The organism is Fuerstiella marisgermanici (assembly GCF_001983935.1).
Classification (GTDB): Bacteria; Planctomycetota; Planctomycetia; order Planctomycetales; family Planctomycetaceae; genus Fuerstiella; species Fuerstiella marisgermanici.
The window spans coordinates 611,799-632,017 of record NZ_CP017641.1 but is presented as its reverse complement, the minus strand read 5'-3'; the positions used below and the strand labels follow the sequence as shown (position 1 = coordinate 632,017).

Annotated in this window: 13 protein-coding genes; 4 read left to right on the top strand and 9 right to left on the bottom strand. The window is 55.9% G+C overall.

All coding sequences use genetic code 11. The features are described from left to right. Window positions 1–274: 274 nt before the first annotated feature. From Fuma_RS02280 to Fuma_RS02240, 9 genes are all read right to left on the bottom strand, one after another. Entirely contained in the window at window positions 275–1,384 is a 1,110-nt protein-coding gene (locus Fuma_RS02280; protein WP_077022703.1) for a tetratricopeptide repeat protein, read from the bottom strand. Between the two features lie 245 nt (window positions 1,385–1,629). Continuing rightward, complete coding sequence (locus Fuma_RS02275; protein WP_158520828.1) at window positions 1,630–3,189, bottom strand: CRTAC1 family protein; 1,560 nt, start codon at window positions 3,187–3,189, stop codon at window positions 1,630–1,632. 238 nt (window positions 3,190–3,427) lie between these two features. Beyond that, complete coding sequence (ppk1, locus tag Fuma_RS02270; RefSeq protein WP_077022701.1) at window positions 3,428–5,527, bottom strand: polyphosphate kinase 1; 2,100 nt, start codon at window positions 5,525–5,527, stop codon at window positions 3,428–3,430. Window positions 5,528–5,596: 69 nt separating this feature from the next. Beyond that, entirely contained in the window at window positions 5,597–7,195 is a 1,599-nt protein-coding gene (locus tag Fuma_RS02265) for a Ppx/GppA phosphatase family protein (RefSeq protein WP_077022700.1), read from the bottom strand. A gap of 106 nt (window positions 7,196–7,301) precedes the next feature. Next, entirely contained in the window at window positions 7,302–8,324 is a 1,023-nt protein-coding gene (locus tag Fuma_RS02260; RefSeq protein WP_077022699.1) for an ROK family protein, read from the bottom strand. Window positions 8,325–8,533: 209 nt separating this feature from the next. Then, window positions 8,534–10,339 (bottom strand): c-type cytochrome domain-containing protein, encoded by a 1,806-nt coding sequence (locus tag Fuma_RS02255; RefSeq protein ID WP_077022698.1) that lies wholly within the window; start codon window positions 10,337–10,339, stop codon window positions 8,534–8,536. Window positions 10,340–10,453: 114 nt separating this feature from the next. After that, a complete protein-coding gene (locus tag Fuma_RS02250; protein ID WP_229360833.1) occupies window positions 10,454–11,746 on the bottom strand; it encodes a phenylacetate--CoA ligase family protein in 1,293 nt (430 codons plus the stop codon). 5 nt (window positions 11,747–11,751) lie between these two features. Further along, entirely contained in the window at window positions 11,752–12,477 is a 726-nt protein-coding gene (gene deoC, locus Fuma_RS02245) for a deoxyribose-phosphate aldolase (RefSeq protein ID WP_077022697.1), read from the bottom strand. After that, window positions 12,474–13,394 (bottom strand): sugar phosphate isomerase/epimerase family protein, encoded by a 921-nt coding sequence (locus Fuma_RS02240; RefSeq protein WP_077022696.1) that lies wholly within the window; start codon window positions 13,392–13,394, stop codon window positions 12,474–12,476. The genes deoC and Fuma_RS02240 overlap by 4 nt, the downstream gene beginning before the upstream one ends. A 355-nt stretch (window positions 13,395–13,749) precedes the next feature. Between Fuma_RS02240 and Fuma_RS02230 the strand changes: the two genes are divergently transcribed. The 4 genes from Fuma_RS02230 (at window position 13,750) to Fuma_RS02215 (ending at window position 20,206) form a co-directional block, all read left to right on the top strand. After that, window positions 13,750–16,524: a cadherin repeat domain-containing protein gene (locus Fuma_RS02230; RefSeq protein ID WP_077022694.1), complete on the top strand. Its 2,775-nt coding sequence runs from the start codon at window positions 13,750–13,752 to the stop codon at window positions 16,522–16,524. A gap of 327 nt (window positions 16,525–16,851) precedes the next feature. After that, on the top strand, window positions 16,852–18,060 hold the full coding sequence (locus Fuma_RS02225; protein WP_077022693.1) for an aromatic ring-hydroxylating oxygenase subunit alpha: 1,209 nt from the start codon (window positions 16,852–16,854) through the stop codon (window positions 18,058–18,060). A 207-nt stretch (window positions 18,061–18,267) separates the two neighbouring features. After that, a complete protein-coding gene (locus Fuma_RS02220) occupies window positions 18,268–19,341 on the top strand; it encodes an AAA family ATPase (protein ID WP_083731738.1) in 1,074 nt (357 codons plus the stop codon). Beyond that, window positions 19,331–20,206, top strand: coding sequence for a DUF58 domain-containing protein (locus Fuma_RS02215; RefSeq protein ID WP_083731737.1), 876 nt, complete (start codon window positions 19,331–19,333; stop codon window positions 20,204–20,206). Before Fuma_RS02220 ends, Fuma_RS02215 begins: the two co-directional genes overlap by 11 nt. Window positions 20,207–20,219 lie beyond the last annotated feature (13 nt).

Sequence of the window (20,219 nt, the reverse complement as noted above, 5' to 3'; positions counted from 1 at the left end):
CTCCGCTGGAGGTCAAGAGCGGCTCCCGGACGGCGCGGTCTTTGGCACACTCATAATCTGGTGCATCGCTTACGATTCGTTCGTTGCGACTCGCATCGTGCTGGTGCCTGAGTCGCCGAATTTCACCGACAACCAGTGAGGCAACAACCAGCCCCATAACTACGAGGATTGAAAGATTGCGTCGACTTCCCAAAGCAAGACTCCCGACCGCCGATAAAACGGAACTGCCGATAGGCAAATTTCTAAACGGCTCAATGCGAATAGCAAGACTGGGTTACTCTGGAGCCTGACCGCGGTTCAACAGGTCATCCAACTGGCTCCACTGCGACATCCGCTGTTGATCGTCTGCCACAAGATACTTTGTGACGGTCAGGATTTCTCGTGCCCTTCCGTATTGCTCCGCCTGAATAAGGAATTGTGCGAAGGATATATGGATATGAGCGTCTTCCGGGTTAGCATTGATGGCAGCCTCAAAAGCGTCTAACGCAGCGTCACTTCGATCCGTGCGGCCATAGATGTCAGCGAGTGCTGCCCAGGCCGTGCCAAAATCATCTTTCAGCCGGACAGCTTCCAGCATTGCAAGTTCTGCGGCATTGATGTTTCCGGTCTGTAGCAGGGCAAAGCCAAGATGAAAGTGGATCAGCGGGTCATCAGGAAAACGCTGGCTCAATACGGTCAGTTGCTCGACGGCGCGTGCCAGGCTACCGGCTTCTACAAGCGTGAGAGCGAGATTCAGGCCGGGCCGCGAGCGATCAGGGAACTGTCTTGCAAGTCGCGCGAACAGGTCTGCCGCCTCCCTAAGCTGCCCGCTTTCACGCATGCTATCTGCCTGGACCGATGACATCGCACCGGTTGCATCGAATTCCACCAGGGCATTCAGCCACGGATCGCTGTCAATCAGTTTTATTGTTGGAAATTTTGTCGCCTGGTTTTGCAGTTGCTGAGCGGCCGCATGGTTGCCAGCCAAAAGCTGAACCCGGGCGGCTTCCACCAGCAATTCACTCGAACAAATGTCCTGCCGGCGAGCGTGCTCCAGCAGGGCCTCGGCCTGAGTTGTATTCCGATTGACGCGAGCCAACCGCGTTCTCAAGAGAACGCCCCTCGCTGATGGCACTGGCTGTGCGGAAACTCTATTGAGCAGTTCTTCCGCCTGCTCCGTGGCTCCTTTTGTCAGCAGCAATTCCGCCGCGCGCAACAGGCACACAACGCAGTCTGGTTCGCGCTGAATCGCATCTCGATAGTGCGCCAGGGCTTCATCTGGATTGGTCTGTTCCAGAATCACGGCGGAATAGTACGGCCACTTTGCAGAGGTCGGCTGCAGCATTGCTGCCTGGCGAAAACAGACCAGTGCTTCGCGAAGACGTTGGTGCTGATGCAAGAGCATTCCGTATGCCCCCCATGCCTCACCAGATTCAGCGTGGGCAAGTACGCGAGAACGCTGTCGAGCCAGCTGCTCAGCTACAGCCGGGTGCATGTGTGGTAACACGACTTGAGGTACATCAACAGAGTCCGGCCAGCACAGCACACCTGCCGCGCAAACAGCGACTGTTAGTACGGCAAACCATGCCCAACGTCTGCCGCGATGCGTTCCTGTTGCCGTTGCGTTTGTTGAACCCGGCCGGTCAGCTTTCATCCACCCGGTCCTCGACTGCCGTTGCCACGAATTAAGAGAATGTGACGGTCCAGCGGTCCGCCTTCAAACCTTTCGATTTCGCAGGCCCCGTCCGGCCATTCCACCTCGACATATTCGAATTCAGTTTCCTCGCCAGTGCCAAAGTGAACGCGGGCGTCATGACTGGATTGGTAACCGGAATTGGGCTGCACTTCACGCCGCCAGGTGGCCGACTTGCATACTAACGTCAGCATTGCTCCCACAGCGTCTCGCTTCTTCCGACCGTCCATGGCTCGGACCATCAACCAGTGACCAGCCTTCGGCACGATATTCTCAAAAATCTCACATGGCCCATTCGTATTAACGACCAGCACATCAATGTCACCGTCATTGTCGATGTCGCCGGTAGCCAGCCCCCGGGAAATTCGCGCATCTTTCGTAAACGGCTCGTCGCGGGGCAATGTTTGCTGGAAGAGACCATCGTTACTCCCAAAAAAGATCTGATTTCGCTCAGCGTATTCAGCCCAATGAGAAGACGCCGGAACTGGATTCAACAATGGAGCTCGCTTGACGCGACCGTTGGCTATCACCACATCGAGGAAGCCGTCACAATCAAGGTCGGGAGTCGCAACGCCAAAGCCCGTGAAATCAAGTGAAGCGGCACCTAAACCAGTGGTCCCGGTTTGATCGGCAAATAATCCTGGAGCGACCTGTCGATAAACCGTGTTGTTTTCTCCTCGCAAATGAGTCAGCAAGATATCGTTCCGCCCGTCTGAGTCCAGATCTGTCCACACACATCCCATGCTGGCCTGCGCACGCCCATGAATATCTGTTGCGCAGCCACGGATTGGTGCTTCATCTACGAATGTCAGGTTCTCCTGCTGAACCCAAAGCCGATTAGGTTCCATGTCGTTGGCAACATAGAAGTCGATTCGCCCGTCACCAGTTAAGTCAGAACAGATAAGACCCAGCCCTTTGCCAACAGCCGTGACAATCCCGGACGGGATCGTCGCATCATGAAACGCACCGGGACTACCATCCGCGCCTAGATTGCGGTACAGCCGGTCCGTCGTCCCGGTGAACGATAACGGGCCACAGTAATCTCGATTGCCCACACCGTCCTCGCAGATGCTTCCTGGGAAATAGTCAACATAGTTGACGACCAGAAGATCAAGCCACCCATCGCGATCGTAGTCGGTAAAGGCGGCCGCCGCACTCCAGCGGGAAGATTCGATTCCCGCTGCACCTGTAACATCCTCGAAAGTCGCATCGCCGTTGTTGGTGAACAAGAGTGGGCCGGTCGAAGTCGTAAGCAATACATCGACATCTCCATCGTTGTCGATATCGCCAGTGGTGGCCCCCATGCCGAAACCACGAATCACCATCCCGGATTGGCCGGTGTGTTCCACGAACATTCCATCCTGGGATTGCAGGAACAGAGGGACAGCAGTCCGAACTTGTGAGTTCTCCTCCTGCAGCGACTCTGGCGGACAGTGCCCCGGCACCAGCAGTACATCCAGCAGGCCGTCCCCATTGGCATCAAACAGGGCACAGCCGCTGCCCATTATCTGAGGCATAGGGAAATCGTCGTGAGGGCCAGCATTATGGATCCAGTCGATCCCTCTGCTCGCAGCTACTTCCCGAAACAGCGGGACAGCTTTGGAACGCTGCGATGGATCCTCGCTGGTTTGTTGACACCCGACCTGAACCCCCAAAGCCGCGGCGCTGCAAAAAGCGACCAGCACTTTGTACGCGGCACCTCGCAGACATTGCTGACTTCTCTGACTCGATCCTGTTGTCCTCATGGGCAAATCGCTAATTCGGTTCCAGCGGAACGAACATTCTTCGTTTGGCTTCGAAAGCGCTTTCTTCGGCTTCGATTGCAAGGCGTTGTGATTCCTGTTGGCTGCGATAGGCTGTGTCCGGGTCGGGCGACGGTTTTTCGTAGCTTCCGTCGGGGAGAATGCGGCGAGCTTTCACGGTGTCTCGCATGCAATTTTCCAGAAGCTCAATGGCAATCTGTTTGCAGTCGTCGTCTAGAATCGGGACCAGCAGTTCGACTCGACGATCCAGATTTCGTGGCATGATGTCGGCACTGGAAATCAGGACCTGATCGTCGCCGCCGTGCAGGAAATGGAAGACGCGGGCGTGTTCCAGAAAGCGGTCGATGATACTGATCACTTCAATGTTCTCGCTCAACCCCGCCACGCCAGGCCGCAGGCAACAGATGCCTCGTACGTTCAACCGGATCTTCACGCCCGCCTTCGATGCGGTGTAAAGAGCCTTGATGATTCCAGGGTCGACCAGGGAATTAAACTTCGCGTTGATTTCCGCTTCGAGGTTGTTGCGGGCTCGGCTGGTTTCGAATTCGATCAGTTCCAACAATCGTTCACGCAGACCTATTGGAGCGGAATCGATTTGCTGAAACTGCTGCAACTGTGAAAAACCGGTGGTCGCATTGAACCACGAAATCACATCCTGCCCCAGTTCTTCATTGGCCGTAAAATAGCTTACGTCGGTGTACAGACCGGCCGTTGCTTCGTTGTAATTACCGGTTCCAAAGTGGCAGTAGCGTCGAAACCCCTGAGGCTCGCGACGCACGACAACGCAGGCTTTCGCATGAGTCTTCAGGCCGCGCACACCGTAGATGACCTGAACGCCGGCCAGTTCCAGTTGCTTGGCCCATTCAATGTTGCGAGCTTCGTCGAACCGAGCCTTCAGTTCGACAATCACAGTCACGTTCTTGCCGTGTTCGGCGGCTCGCTTTAAGGCGGCCACGATCGGACTGTTGCGACTGGTGCGGTACAGAGTCTGCTTAATTGCTACCACGTCGGGATCGGCGGCTGCTTCTTCAATCAGACGGATGACGGGATCGAACGACTGGTAAGGATGATACAGCAACTTATCGCCCTGACTGATCGCTTCAAACATCGATTGCCCCGGATCGATGCCGACTGGTGTACGCGGCTTCCACCGTGGATACACGTATTGTTCACCACCCGGCAGATCAGCCAGCCGCATGAGGTCGCCAAACCCGGCCGGTCCCGGCAGCACGTATACGTCTCGACTGCGAACCTTTAACAGCTTCTTCAAAAACGTCAGCATCGGCATGGTGACCTGATCTGAAATTTCCAGTCTCACGCAGAAGCTGTCTTTGCGTTCTTCCAGAACGTCTTCCATTTCGGCCAGCAGGTCGGTGCCGTCTTCTTCACGCACGCTGAGGTCAGCATTACGAGTGATGCGGAATGGGACTGTCGAAACAATTTGTTCACCAGGAAAGAAACGTTGCACCAGCAGCGCAATGACATCTTCGCCAAGAACAAATTCGTGCGTTCCATCGCTGGGCAACGTCAGAAAGCGCAGATCGGACTGACCGAACGGAATGACGGCAAAACGAAAAGCTTCTTCATTTGCAGCCGGTGCGAGCTGAACGGCCACGTTTATCGTTCGGCCCATCAGCAAAGGAAAGCTGTCCGGATTGTGGATTGCGATCGGCGTCAGAATTGCCGAAATCTGTTCTTCGAAGAGTTGCTCAACAAAGTCCGACTGCTGTTGAGTGAATTCGGTCACATGCCGCCGCTTGATGCCGATTCGCGTGAGTTCAGGTTCGACCTGTTCCAGATAAATCCGGTACATGTCTTCAACCATTCGGTGAATGCGTTCCGACACAGCCTGAAGCTGTTCGTTGGCATTCAGGCCGCTGGGATCGACGCCGGGGTCGCCACGACGAATCGCGGTTCGCAGGCTGCCGACGCGCACCATGAAGAATTCGTCCAGATTGGAAGCGGTAATCGCCAGAAAACGAAGCCGCTCCAGCAGCGGCACAGTTGTGTCGGCCGCTTCATCCATGACTCGCTGATTGAATTCCAACCAGCTGAGTTCACGGTTTACAAAAAGTTCGGGTTTGACTTTCATTTGAAGCGATTTACCACGGGGATGTGGGCGGATATGAGATGTCAGTTTTTAGTTTCATGAATCCGGCTGTCAGGTGCCGCTTTCCCGTAGCAGGACGCCCAGTCCGAAGACATCCTGAAACAGGCCGGCATTTTGTCGCAGTTCAAGTTGTTCCATCGAAAGATCGCCAGCGCGACCAAGTGGTCGAATGACGAGGCAGTTCTTTTCGACGGAACATTCCAGCGTACGAATTCGCTGGCTGCGAGACTGCGAGAGTGCAATGGCCACTCGTAAAATTCCGGCCAGGCGAGACAAAATCACGCGGCTATCTCGATCCAGATCTGCAAACACTTCGTGACTTGGTTTCGGAGCGGCTCGACGGTGATAGCGAGCCACCAACGCCGCTAGTCTGTGGTCGGCAGAACTGAGCCCGAAGATCTCGCTGTTGCTGATCAGATAATAACTGTGTTTGTGGTAGCCGGACGTGCGAATGAACAGTCCTGCTTCATGCAGCAGTGCGCCCACATGCAGAATTGTTTCGCACCGAATATCCAACTGGTGTTCAGACCGCAGAGCTCGAAAAATCTGGCATGCCAGCGACGCGACGTGCTGACTGTGGTTGAGGTCGACCTGGAATTTGCGAGCCAGTTCTTCAGCCGATCGAAAAATCTGATCACGAAAATCTTCTGACCAATCAGTTTGTTGCACCATCCCCTGCAGAATTGCGTCTCGCAAATTGAAGCCGGTGACCAACAGGTGATCGGCTCCAAGCATTTGCCCCATACGCACGTTCGCCAGAAGGCTGGGCACCAGCGTTTCCGCCTGCGACAACTCCAGATGGTGCTTGCGCATGATCTGGTCAGCACTCATATTGGCAATGGACGACGTAAATCGATGCAGTTTCGATAGCGGCACTCGCACGATGTCTGAGTCCGGAATTTCAAGCTGCAGCGACTTGGCGGCAAAACGAACGTCACTGCCCAGCGACAGCAGTTCGATGTTACCGTGTTGAGGCACCACGTCTTTCAGCAGTTCCAGCGTGCGATCGATCTGACCGTTCATGATATTGACGGCCTGGTCACGAGCGGCGTGATACTGCTTAATCATCTGCTGCAGTCGCAGCGAACCAAGGCGGTAGGATTGTGAATGCAGAATATTCTTGCCGCGCAGCAACAGCACTTCTGTGTTACCGCCGCCGACTTCCATCAGTAGCGTCATCGCGTCGCGAAGTTCGGGTTCTCGTTCCAGCAATGGCCGAATCCCGAGATACGTCAACCGAGCTATTTCGGCATCGTCGATCGGTTCAACGGCAAATCCAGTTGACGTGTAGATGCGATCCAAAAAAGACAACCGATTGGACGCTTCGCGCACAGCGCTGGTTGCTACGATGCGAATGTGGCGAACGTCAGTGCAGTTGTATTCTTCCAGCTTGCGACGATAGCTTTTCAAAACGGCAACACATTGACTCAGCGTGTCTCGCTTGATTTCCCGCTTCGTAAAGGTGTCTTTTCCGAGACTCACGCCACGAACCAGCTGTTCCAGAATTCGCACGCCGGACACGCCGTCCGTTTCCCCGATTGCCATGCGAATGGCGGATGTGCCCAGTTCGATCACTGCGATCGGATAAACGTGGCCGGATGTTCGGCGTGAGTCGACCTGTGTTTCCGTGGTGTGAGTTGTTCCGGACATGGAGGAAAAATCGACTTTGGTGTTGCGATGGGTGACCTGCGAACGGCGCTGCAGAGCTAAGTGCCTCCTCGCCATTGAGGCGACGGGCGGCGAGTGTTTCGAATCTTCATCCTTTCTCGTCGCCAGGGTCCGGATGTTCTTCACGCACCCACGCGGCCGCGCCCATCACGGTGGAGTAGTCGCCGAGTTCTGCGATCTTAATTTTGAAGCAGTCTCTCAGCGACGGCAACACGTTTCGCTTCGCGCCTTTTTCGGCTTCTGACAGGTACAATTTGGGCATCGCTTCTGCCAGCCCGCCACCGATGATTACGATGTCCGGGGCCAAAATGTTTGCAAGCGATCCGATGCCGCGGCCCACCTGTTCGGCGGCTCGCCGGACGATGCGTTCAACGACCTCGTCGCCATCTTCAATTGCTTTGGCCAGCGTTCCGCTGCGAATTTTGGACAGGTCCGTTCCAACCACCTTAGCGAGGTTTGGTGCCAGGCCGCGGTAGACTGCTTTCGCTGCTTCGCCGGAAATCGCGAGGCGACTGGCCAGTGCCTCAAGCGTGCCAACCGGGCCAGCTCCTGCCGCAGGGCCTTCGGTTGCCATTTGCAAAAAGCCGACTTCCATACACGAAGCACGCGAACCTCGAAAAATTTTACCTTCGTACACGCAGCCGCCGCCGATTCCTGTGCCGGGAAAGACGCCAAGCACGCAGCGAGCATTGCGTCCGGCGCCGTTGGCGTATTCACCAAACACGCCCGCATCGACGTCGTTGCAGATTTCCGCCGGACACTTGAATTCCTTCTCCAACAGTGTCTTGAGCGGCACATTCTTCCAGCCCAAATTGGGGGCTTCAAGAATGATGCCCTTTTTCAGATCCAGCGGGCCAGGGCAACCACAGCCAATTCCCTGAATCGCAGCCTCATCCACCTCAGCGTCGTTCAGAGCCATTCGGATTGTTTCGACAATCCGTTCCGGGTGAACCCCGTCTTTGCCTTTTTCACGGGTTCTGCGACGCTTCTTGCCCAGGATCGTGAGCTTTTCATCAAAGACCACGGCCAGCATCTTGGTTCCGCCCAGGTCGAAGCCGACCCAGACTTTCTGGGGCTGGTCAGACGTGGGTTTCTCTTCCTTTTCGCTCATCAGGATTCCTGCTTGTTCAATTCAAAGTCGCACCGCTATCGCGAGCGGCCACACGATAGCACTTTCAGCGTCAGGGCGGCAGTCAGCGGGTGAATTCTCCGTGAGGCATTTCGTGAGTCTCAAGCCGGTCGTTAAGGGGGGAATTCCCCAGGAAAACTGGTGGCTGGCACGTTGCGGCCTGAGATTCGAACACCAGAGAAACGCCGGGATTATCGCCCACTGCTTTGCAGGAAGGCTCGGCCCAGGTCGGCGGCGCTTTGGCCGTAAGCTGTCTGGATGGCCCGCGCTGCGTTGCCAGAAGCTTTTAGCGCGGTGACGAATTGCCCCAGTTTCGCCATGCCGCTTCGGCTGACCAAAAACTTCGTCAACAGATACCCGACCGAACCCGCGTCGCTTGGCCCGAACGTGCCGTTGTCGAACAGTGAGGCGGGCGAATTCAAAGTGCTGACGGCATCCGCGGCCTTCTTCGGCAGCGCCTGCATAAACGGCGACGTCGGCGTGGCACCAGATTCCAGAATCCCAAACCCATGACTCAACCAATCCGGCAAATCGGCACCGCTGCGCCCCAGAAACGCCTGGGCCAAAAGCGAGTTCAACTGCTGCCTGGCATTTAGTGCATCCGCGCTATCGGCGTTACCGACGTCGTGCATCGCTACGTAGGCGTCGGCGAAGTTTTCGCTGACCACGGCATGTCCCGACACGCCGCGCGGGGTACTGCGATTCAACAGCACGGTATTGAATTCTTCGTAGTCAAAACGATCTTTCGTGGCGAACACAATCAGTCGCCCGCGCCACGGTTTTTCACCGGCGGGCAGCTTGTACTTTTCTGTGAGTGCTGAAACCTGTTCCTGCCCCCAGCTGGCCAGTTCGTCAAGACGACTCTGCGGCACATTGCCGTAAACGTAGAGATCGTCGGTCGTTGACGCTGTCGCCTCTTCACGCGGAGCGACCCGCTTCCAGTTGGTCTCAGCCTGTTCCTTACGTCGATCCGCAAATTCAGAATCACTCATCGCAGCCAGCATTGCCGCTTCCAGTTCTGCGGCCGTGGGCACCAGACTGCGGATTGGAGCTTTCGGGTCAGTGCCGTCGAAGTGAGCACCTTCCTTAATCCATTTCTCCAAAGCCTTGGCCTGCGAGCGTTTGATCGTCACCTGATTGCCAGCGGGCATTTTCAAAGGGTCCTGCCGCAACACGAGATCGACGATGTAGCTGCCGTCCGGGGCACCAGGCACGATGGTGCTGCCCGTATCGCCCCCTTCCAGAAGGCTCTCGAACGTGGCAAGATTGTAGCCGCCGCGAACTCGCCGGCCGGTGTGGCAGCCCGAACAAACGTTGACAATCCAGGGTGCAATGTCGTTTTTAAAAGATACGGTCTCACTACCATCCGCCATGACCACTTTGATCGGCGGCTTCTTCGGTTTCGCCGCTTCACCAATGGCCGCGTTTTCGTCCGCACCATCGAATATGGCCCCGCCAGCGATCCAGCGGCCGATGGTGGAAATGTCGTCGTCAGACAGTTTCGCGGCGCCCTTTGGCATTCGGGCCTGATCGTTGTCGGTCATGATGCGAGCCATAATCAGGCTGCGGTTTGGGTTACGCGGCAGCAGTAATACGCCGCTCTTGCTGCCACGCTTCATGTTGGCGAAGGTGGTCATATTCAAGTCCGCGCGCGGCTGATTATTCCCGTGGCATCCCAGGCAGTTCGCCTTCAGGATCGGTGCCACTTCCTGTTCAAAGCTGACAGGGATCGCGGCTTTGGCTCGGGCGATCGAAGATTGCAGCAATGACAGGCTGCGATCTTTTTCGTCTTCCGCAATGTTCAGCCCAGCCAGTTCGGTTTCGACCTTCTGAATAATGGCCTGAGCTTCGTCCACCTTGTTTTGCCGAAGCATGCCGAGGACCGGACGGAGTTCGCGGTTGAGGTCCGTAAGTTGTCTGCGAACTTCCGGCGGCAGAGCGGCATCGGCCGTTGAGCAGGCAAAACAACTGATCAGGAGGGCGAGAAGAATGCGCATAACAGGATTGATCCGAAGACTAGGTACGCAGAACGCGATCGACTGCACGGACTGACAGGCAGACCGCTGCAATATCTTAACGCGCAGGCGGGCGGAAGTGTTCGAAAATCGCGGCTATGTTTCCCTGTGAAACCGCCGCCCCTTAAGCTCAAATCGCGGAAGTTCGCCGGGGTCCGCAAGAGCTACTTCGCAGGCAAATCCCAGCCGTTTTCGCAGGGATGCTTTGACTACGTTCTGCAGTCCCTCAGCCTCCGCTTCCGTTGTTGGTTCGACCGTAATACACAGCTCATGCATGGCTCGCACGGTCTTCACGTCGATCCGGAATTCCGCCACGGCGTCGATCTCTCGCAACACGGCCTCAACGCTGGACGGAAACACATTGTTTCCGCGCACGGTCACCATGTCGTCTGATCGCCCCAGAATCCCGCCCGCCAGCCACTGTAATTTGCGGCCGGACGGATCTTCGTCTGTGCTGGCCTGCACAAGATCTCGCGTGCGGTAGCGTATCAGCGGTGAGCCAAGGCGGCCAAGATTCGTGATGAGCAGCTCACCAACTTCGCCCGGCGCGACGGGTTCGAGTGTTTCCGGATCGACGATCTCGGCAATCATTTCTGTTTCCAGAAGATACATACCGCCGGGACGATCTTCACTTTCGACTCCCAGAGAGGCAATTTCCGTCATGCCCCAGTGATCAATGACACGAGCGTCCCAGGCAGATTCGATGCGGGTGCGAGTGGCCGGGATGGCTCCACCAGGTTCGCCCGCGACAATCAACATGCGGACACTGGATTCCTTTAGATCGATGCCTTCCTGAGCTGCGACTTCCGCCATGCGAAGCGCGTAGGTCGGAGTACAACAGACAACAGTGGCTTCATTTTCGATCATGGCGTGCAGACGAATTTCCGTCGACATCCCACCGCCAGCGATGACAAAGTTGCCCAGCCGAGACGCTCCTTCAAACGCCGCCCAAAAACCAATAAACGGGCCAAATGAAAACGGAAAGAACAGCCGGTCGTGTTTGGTTAAACCGGCCAGCAGATAAATCTGCCGCCAGCATTCCATGATCCAGTCCCAGCTTGCAGCCGTATCCATCCATCTCATCGGACGCCCGGTGGTGCCCGACGTTTGATGCAGCCGAGTGTAGGACGTCGACGGGTACGACAGATTCGCGCCATACGGCGGCTGCTGCGTCTGAGAATCGACGAGTTCCTGCTTGGTTGTAAGCGGCAGTTTGCGAAGGTCTTCCAGCGTTTTCACACTGGCCACGTCAACACCCGCCGCTTCGAATTTGGAAGTGTAGAACCGATTGCGAGGGATAATGGCTTCGAGCATTTCGGCCAGCCGCCGAGCCTGGATTTGCTCGATCAGCTCACGACTTTGCCACACGTCTTCAATAGTTTGATCCACGTTAATCAGTACCCCGAAATTTCGGTCGCATCGGCCACTAAAATTGGCTCCAGCTCCAGCCGTTTGCGGCATTCGTCCAGAATCACTTTCGTCGCACTGGCTCCGACCCGTGACACGCCGATGTCGCGCACTTCCAGCAACTTATCGAGTTCCCGGACGCCGCCGGCAGCTTTCACCTGCACGTGGTCAGCCGCGTGTTTTCTCATCAAGGTGAGGTCTTCGATCGTCGCTCCGCTGGTGCCGTAACCCGTTGACGTCTTCACCCAGTCCGCATTCAGTTCACTGCAGATTTTGCACAGACGAATCTTTTGGTCGTCAGTCAGGTAGCAGTTTTCGAAGATGACTTTCACCTTCCGTTTCGCTGCGTGAGCCACCTCAATGACAGCTTTGATGTCGGTCGTCACATAGTCCCATTTCCCGCTTAAGACCTGCGAAATATTGACGACCATGTCCAGTTCCTGACACCCGTCCGCAATCGCTTGTTCGGCTTCGGCCTGCTTGATCGCGGTCGTATGACCGCCATGCGGAAACCCAATCGTGGTGGACGGCATCACTGAACTGCCTGCCAGCAGGTCGGCACAGCGTTTCAGGTAGTATGGCATAATGCATACGCTGGCCGCGTCGTAAGCCAGAGCCAGCTTGATGCCGGATTCCAGCGCGTCCTGATCCATCATCGGCTGCAACAGCGAATGATCGATCATCTTGGAGATATCGGTGTACGTGTAAGTCATGACTTTGGCACAAAGTTCCGCAGATATGTGTGGCTTTGAATCAACGCTCGTTTTCGGTTTTCGAGCGAATCTTCGTAGGATCGGTCTTCGACTTCAACGCAGATGGGGCCGTTGTATCCGGTGTCTGTCAGAACCGAGAAGAACTTGCCCCAGTCAACGTCGCCCATACCCGGCAGTTTGGGCGAATGATAATCGTTGGGGTGAGCCAGAATGCCGAGGTCATCAAGAAGGTGCTGGTCGACTCGAACGTCTTTCGCATGCATGTGAAACAGCTTGTGAGCGAACTCCCGCATCGGTTTCAGGTAGTCCATCTGTAGCCACACGGGATGCGAGGGGTCGTAATTCAAGCCGAAGTGATCGCTGGGAATCGCTTCAAACATACGACGGAAAATCGCGGGGCTGTGCATCAGATTTTTGCCGCCCGGCCATTCATCCGTGCCGAAAATCATGGGGCAGTTTTCGATGCCCACCTTTACGCCAGCTTCTTCCGCAAACGCGATAAGCGGCTTCCACGTCGCTTCGAATTTCGGGAAGTTGTCGTCGACAGATTTTGTCCAGTCGCGACCAATGAAGGTGGTCATCCGGTTCACACCCAGCTTACCGGCCGCTGCGATGACCTTACGGATGTGTTCGACCGACGTTTCGGCTTCGTCCTGGTCCGGTGTCAGAGCGTTCGGATAGTAGCCCAGTGCACTCACAGACACGCCATACTTCGCGGTCAGTTCATGCACCTTCGCGGCGGCCGCATCGTCAAAGTCGGTGACGTCGATATGAGTGACCCCGGCGTAGCGTCGAGTGGCTTTGCCGACCGGCCAGCACATGACTTCGACACAGTCATAGCCAATGTCGGCGGCGGTCTTCAGGACGTCTTCGAAGCTAAGGTCCGGCAGGATGGCGGAGACGAATCCTAATTGCATTGTTCGGCTTTCATTGTGGAAATGTCACAAACTTCGTGTCCGGGCGAATTGTTGGCGGGTCGCATTGTAGGAAATTTTCTACGAGTTGCAGCGGCCGAGGAAACTTTCGAATTGCGGCCTGTTCACGCGGCCTGCATGACTCGCGCGGGCGTGTTGCATTTTGACATCAACAATGATGCCAAAACGCAACGTGTCGTTACGAAAAGGAGAATCGGACGGCCCCCACTGTGGACCGAGTAATACCCCTAAAAATCTCTGTCTTTGCCTATCCGGCCCAGAAATACTCCGGCGTCATCAACGCAAGCCAGTCCTCGCGCTGACTCGCCCATTTTCTGATAAGGAACCGGAAATCGTCATGAAACAAGCAGCCAAGAACAACTCCGCTCAGGTCGAATCGTTTGAACCGATGATCCTTATGTCCGCCTCAGCCGCCGACGTCACGGGCACCGATGGCGACGACGTTCTTGTCGCGTACTACAACGGACAATCCGCTGACGGGCTGGATGGCGATGACAAACTTATCGGACTCGGTGGCGACAATGTGCTGCATGGCGGTGACGGCAATGATCGCTTCATCACGATCAGTGGCACTAACGTTGTCGATGGCGGAGAAGGCGAAGACACGCTGCAGTTTCTGAATTACGACGTGAGCGATTTTAACATCATCGATCGCGGCGACGGCATCATTGAAATCAGCAACGCTCAACAAACGACGCTTGTGAGCAACGTGGAAGTGGTTCAGTTTCTGGATCAACTGTTCCTGATTGATGACCTCCTAAACGGCAGCAACAACGCACCGACCATTGCGGATCCGGACAGTCCCTATCTGCAGATCAACGAAAATGAAACATTTGTCGTTGATGTCAACGCCGACGACCTTGACGGTGACACTCTGACATATGCGATCAACGGCGGTGCAGACAGCGCCCTGTTCCAGATCGACGCAAATACCGGTGAGCTATCATTCATCAACGCCCCGGACTTCGAAAACCCTCTCGATCATAATGGCGACAACGTCTATGACGTCACTGTAGTTGTTTCTGACGGACAGGCGACCGTCGAAAAGACTTTGTGGGTCACCGTCAATGATGTGAACGAAGGCGGCGGCAACAACGCACCATCGTTTACCAACATCACCGAAGGTCAAATGATCGAGGTGGTTGAAAACACCATTCAGGTGATTGACGCCGATGCACAGGATCCTGATGGCGACACACTCACCTACTCATTCTCTGACGCCCTCGGAACTCCGGGAAGTGGAGTGAACGAAGACACCGCCAGCTTCAACATTGATCCGGCAACGGGCGAACTCACGTTCATCAACGCTCCTGATTTCGAAAATCCGGGTGATGCCGATGGCGACAACATTTACCACGTAACGCTCGTTGTCAGCGATGGCAATGGTGGCGTCCAGGAACGCAACGTCGTTGTGAAGGTTCTGGATGAGAACGAAGGCACAAACAACGCGCCATACTTCACCAACGTCGAAGAAGGTGAAATTGTTACGGTACCAGAGAACACAACACTGGTCGGCGACGCAGACGGCACCGACCCTGACGGCGACGCAGTAACGTACTCTATCGCTGGCGGAGCAGACGCGGCTCTGTTTACTGTCGATGCAAACACCGGCGTTGTGTCATTCATCAACGCACCGGACTTCGAAAATCCGGGCGATGCGGATGGCGACAATGACTACCAGATCACGCTGCGAATTTCTGACGGCAGCCTGTCGCAGGATCGCAACGTCGTTGTGCGAGTTACCGACCGATCTGACGAAGGCGGCTTTAACCGAGCACCTTACTTCACCAACGTTGAAGAAGGTGAAATTGTCACTGTACCAGAAAACACGACACTGGTCGGCGACGCAGACGGCACTGACCCTGACGGCGACGCAGTAACGTACTCTATCGCTGGCGGAGCAGACGCGGCTCTGTTCACCGTGAACGCTCAGACCGGCGTCGTTTCCTTCATCAACGCACCGGACTTCGAAAACCCGGGCGATGCGGACGGCAACAATAACTACCAGATCACTCTGCGAATTTCCGACGGCAGCCTGTCTCAGAATCGCGACGTGACTGTGCGAGTCACCGACCGTAACGATGGCGGTGGAAGCAACAATGCTCCGTACTTCACCAACGTGGAACAGAACGAAGTCGTGACCGTGCCGGAGAACACAACTCTCGTTGGCGATGCCGATGGAACGGACCCTGACGGCGACGCAGTCACCTACTCGATTGTCGGCGGAGCGGACGCGGCTCTGTTCACGGTGAACGCTCAGACCGGCGTGGTTTCCTTCATCAACGCACCGGACTTTGAAAACCCGGGCGATGCTGACGGCAACAACAACTACCAGATCACTCTGCGAATTTCTGACGGCAGCCTGTCTCAGGATCGCGACGTGACTGTGCGAGTCACCGACCGTAACGATGGTGGCGGAAGCAACAACGCTCCATACTTCACCAACGTGGAACAGAACGAAGTCGTGACCGTGCCGGAGAACACAACTCTGGTCGGCGACGCCGATGGAACTGACCCTGACGGCGACGCGGTCACTTACTCAATTGTTGGCGGAGCAGACGCGGCTCTGTTCACCGTGAACGCTCAGACGGGCGTCGTTTCCTTCATCAACGCACCAGACTTTGAAAACCCAGGCGATGCGGACGGCAACAATAACTACCAAATCACACTGCGAATTTCTGACGGCAGCCTGTCTCAGGATCGCGATGTGACTGTGCGAGTCACCGACCGTAACGACGGTGGCGGAACCGGCGGCAACAATACGCCGTATTTCCTGAATGTGCAGCAGGGCGAAGTCGTTTGGCACCGTGAAAACGAATTGTTCGTCGGTGACGCAGACGCTTACGATGCAGACGGGGACCAGCTGACGTATTCGATTGTCGGTGGAGCAGACGCGAGCCTGTTCGCGATCGATAGTCAGAGTGGTCGGCTGTACTTCATCAATTCACCGGACTTCGAAAATCCGAGCGATGCGAATGGCGACAATAACTACGAGCTGACTCTACGAGTCTCTGACGGCCAAAGCTATCAGAACCGGTCAGTCTCAGTTGCTGTTGAGAACGTGAAAGAAGGCGGCCACGGACACCACGGTGGCAAGAAAAAGGGCTACTAAGCAGTCTCCCTTTTAGTGAGGACGGTTCGGGCTCGTGAAACAGCCACCATCGTCCGAAACGATTGTTCCGCGGCCACAAGTCAGCGAAATTCGCTGCAAGCCGCTGGATACAAGACGTTCCCGCAGTTCTTTTTGAACGGCGGAGCATCCAGGATACCAACCTACCAGAACCCGCGACGGCATCTTCCGTCCGCGGGTTCTTTCTTTTAAAGTCACAGTAAGCGATCGCGTCACTGTGCGTCTTTGCTTTCATGGCCACGGCATTTGCTTCGTCCGCAGGCCCGCCAACAGAGTCGCGTTTTTATCAAGCCATGACAATCCGCTTTCATGTTTACGCATCAACATTCCCTGCGACACTTGCTGCGTCCGGTCCACTACACCGACCGGGATGTGTTCGACAAGGAAATTGAATGTCTGTTTCGGCCTGCGTGGCAGTTTGTCGCCGCGAAGTCAGAACTGCCCCGAGACGGCGACTTCCTCACGCTGGAACTATTTGGTGTTCCGCTGCTGATTCGAAATTCCAATGGTCAATTCCTGGCATACGAAAACATCTGCTGCCACCGACACTGTCTGCTAACCAGTGCTGATTCGGGAAATCAGCCGACACTCCGCTGTCAATATCATGGTTGGGAGTACAACGACAGCGGGCAAACCGCGCGAATTCCTGAGGCACGCTGCTTTCGCCCGTGGGATCGTCAGAATTCGCAGCTGAACATGTTTCCCGTGGAATCATGCGGCGATCTGCTGTTCGTGCGGCTCAGTCATGAAGGGCCCACGCTGCGAGAATGGCTGACGCCTTTCTTTGATGAAACCGAGCAGGCTTTTTCAACGCCGACGTCGAAAATGACGCACGTCTGGGATTACGACTGCGAGTGCAACTGGAAGGTGCCCGTTGAGAACACGCTGGAATCGTATCACGTGACGGCTCTGCACCAGAATTTCTTCGGCGACACTCTGCCTGCCGAAGAGTCCATGAATCACGACCTTCAAGACGGCTACACAGCCCTAACGGTCACCGCCACGTCGAAAATGGAGTTCGCTCAGGCGCGGCTGAATCGTTGGCTGGGCGGCAAGCCAACGCTGGAATACCGGCACCGTCACATTCACCCAAACCTCGTGCTGGTGTCAACGGACACCATCAACTACGCCTTAATGTATGTTCCGACCTCGCCGCGGACCGTGAAAATTCGCATGAGGTTCTTTGCTGTGCGTGGGCTAAAGCGTGGCCCGATCGCGAGTGCGATTTCCTGGCTGGCCTGGAAATACGCGAAGGCGAAGACGCTGGAAGTCCACAACGAAGATCGCGGTGTCTATGCGCCTCAGCAACGCGGGTTGGAAGCCAGTCGACACACGGGCGTAATCGGTAGCCGCGAGGGACGAATTTACGCATTTCAACGGTACCTGCTCAAGCACCTCGGCCTGCCGGTTCCGGACGATCCGGCTGATGCAGGCCTGCACAGCGACGAGGCAACAGCCGCCGATAGCGTGCGGGACAACCCTGCCGAAAACGGCGGCGAGTCCTCTTCCGCTCCCTGAATTCACGCCGCTTCCGGCGAGTCCGACGGCAGCTGACCAACTTGCCGAACCGTGGCCGCATTTCTGAAGGATCGCCGTGCTGCGGAATGTTGCCGAAGTCGCTCGATTCTCAAGCCTGTCTAGTTTGATATGATCCGCTGGCAAGGCGTCTGGATTCAGACGCAACGCGAAGGAACAACCCGGCATTTTGATGCCTGAGAGACCTCAATGTCTGATGAAAACATGAAACCCGCAACGGCGGTCGCCGATATCTCGAACGAATCCATTGACCTGCTGCACAAAGCTCATGGCGAACTCAGGCAGCAAATCGGCAAGGTCATTGTTGGGCAGGAAGACGTCATTGACCAGCTACTGATCGCTTTGTTCAGTCGAGGCCACTGTCTGCTGGAAGGTGTGCCGGGGCTGGCCAAGACGCTGCTGATCAGCACGCTTTCGAAATGCCTGTCGATGGCATTTTCGCGAATCCAGTTTACACCGGACCTGATGCCCGCCGACATTACCGGCACCGACGTGCTGCAGGAAAACCGCGACACGGGCGAACGCGAATTCCGGTTCATTCCCGGCCCACTGTTCCACAACGTGGTTCTGGCGGACGAAATCAACCGCACGCCGCCAAAGACCCAGGCCGCGCTGCTGGAAGCCATGCAGGAACGACAGGTGACGGTTGGCCAGACCATCCATCAGCTTAGCGATCCATTCTTCGTGCTGGCGACTCAAAACCCGATCGAACAGGAAGGCACCTATTCGCTGCCGGAAGCGCAACAGGACCGATTCATGTTTAAGGTCTTTGTTACGTATCCGACCTTCGCAGAAGAACGCCAGATCGCTCGGCAAACGACATCCGACACGAAGGTGGACATCCAACCGGTGCTGACCGGCGAACAAGTGGTCAACATCCAACACGTTGTGCGGCAGGTTCCCGTGACGGATCACGTGATCAATTATGCACTGGCATTGGTACGTCAAACGCGAGTTGGCGAACCGGGGGCACCTGACTGGATCAACGAATGGCTGGGCTGGGGCGCTGGTCCGCGAGCCATGCAAAACCTGCTGGTCGGCGGCAAAACGCGAGCCCTCCTGAACGGCCGCACGCATGTGTCGACCGAAGACATCAAAGCTTTGGCGGCCCCCGTGATGCGACACCGCATCACGCCGAACTTTACGGCCGAAAGTGAAGGCATTACGTCCGACAAAGTGATCGAACGACTGATTGCGGAAACTCCTGACAAGGAAAGTGAATTAACGAGTGACCCACGACTTGGAAAGATTTTTGCAGCCTGACGAAATCGCGAAGATTTCTCGTCTGGAACTGCGAGCTCGAAAAGTAGTCGAGGGGTTTGTTTCCGGGTTGCACAGAAGTCCGTACTTCGGTCAGTCTATCGAATTCGTGCAGCACAGAGAGTATGTGCCAGGAGACGATGCGCGCCGAATCGACTGGAAAGTCTGGTCGCGCACCGACCGCTACTACCTGAAACTGTTCGAAGAAGACACGAACGTGCGAGTCGTCCTGTTGGTGGACGGCAGCGAATCGATGCAGTTCGGTTCCGGGCCGCTCACGAAGTTCGACTACGCTCAAACAGTTGCCGCCGCACTCGCGATGTTGATTCTTAAACAGAACGACTCCGTCGGCGTGGGTCTGTTCGACACGAAAATGCGTTCGATCATTCCGTCCAGCAGTCGCCACAATCACCTGAACAGCATTCTGCAGGGACTGTCTGCGGAAACCGCCACCGGCCAGACAGATATCATTTCCGTTCTGCGGTCGGCGGCCGAAGTGATGTCACACCGCAGCATTGTCATTCTGATTTCCGATCTGTTTTGCGATCGAGAACAGTTGTTTCGTGGACTGCAACTGCTGAAACAGCGCAAACACGAAGTGCTGATCGTGCATACAATGGACGATCAGGAACTGGACTTCGACTATTCCGGCACACTGCGTTTTGAAGGGCTGGAGGACAGCGGCAAGCTGACCTGCGACCCGGCGGCTTTGCGAACCGGCTACAAAAATGCGTTGGATTCGTTTCTGGAAACCATCCGCCGACGTTGTGCCGGAAGCCTGGTGGATTATCGCCTAACCCGCACCAGCGAAAATCTGGACGCCGTGTTGTCACACTTGTTGAATTTTCGAATTGGAATGAGGAAGTAGGGTTTCGGCGTTA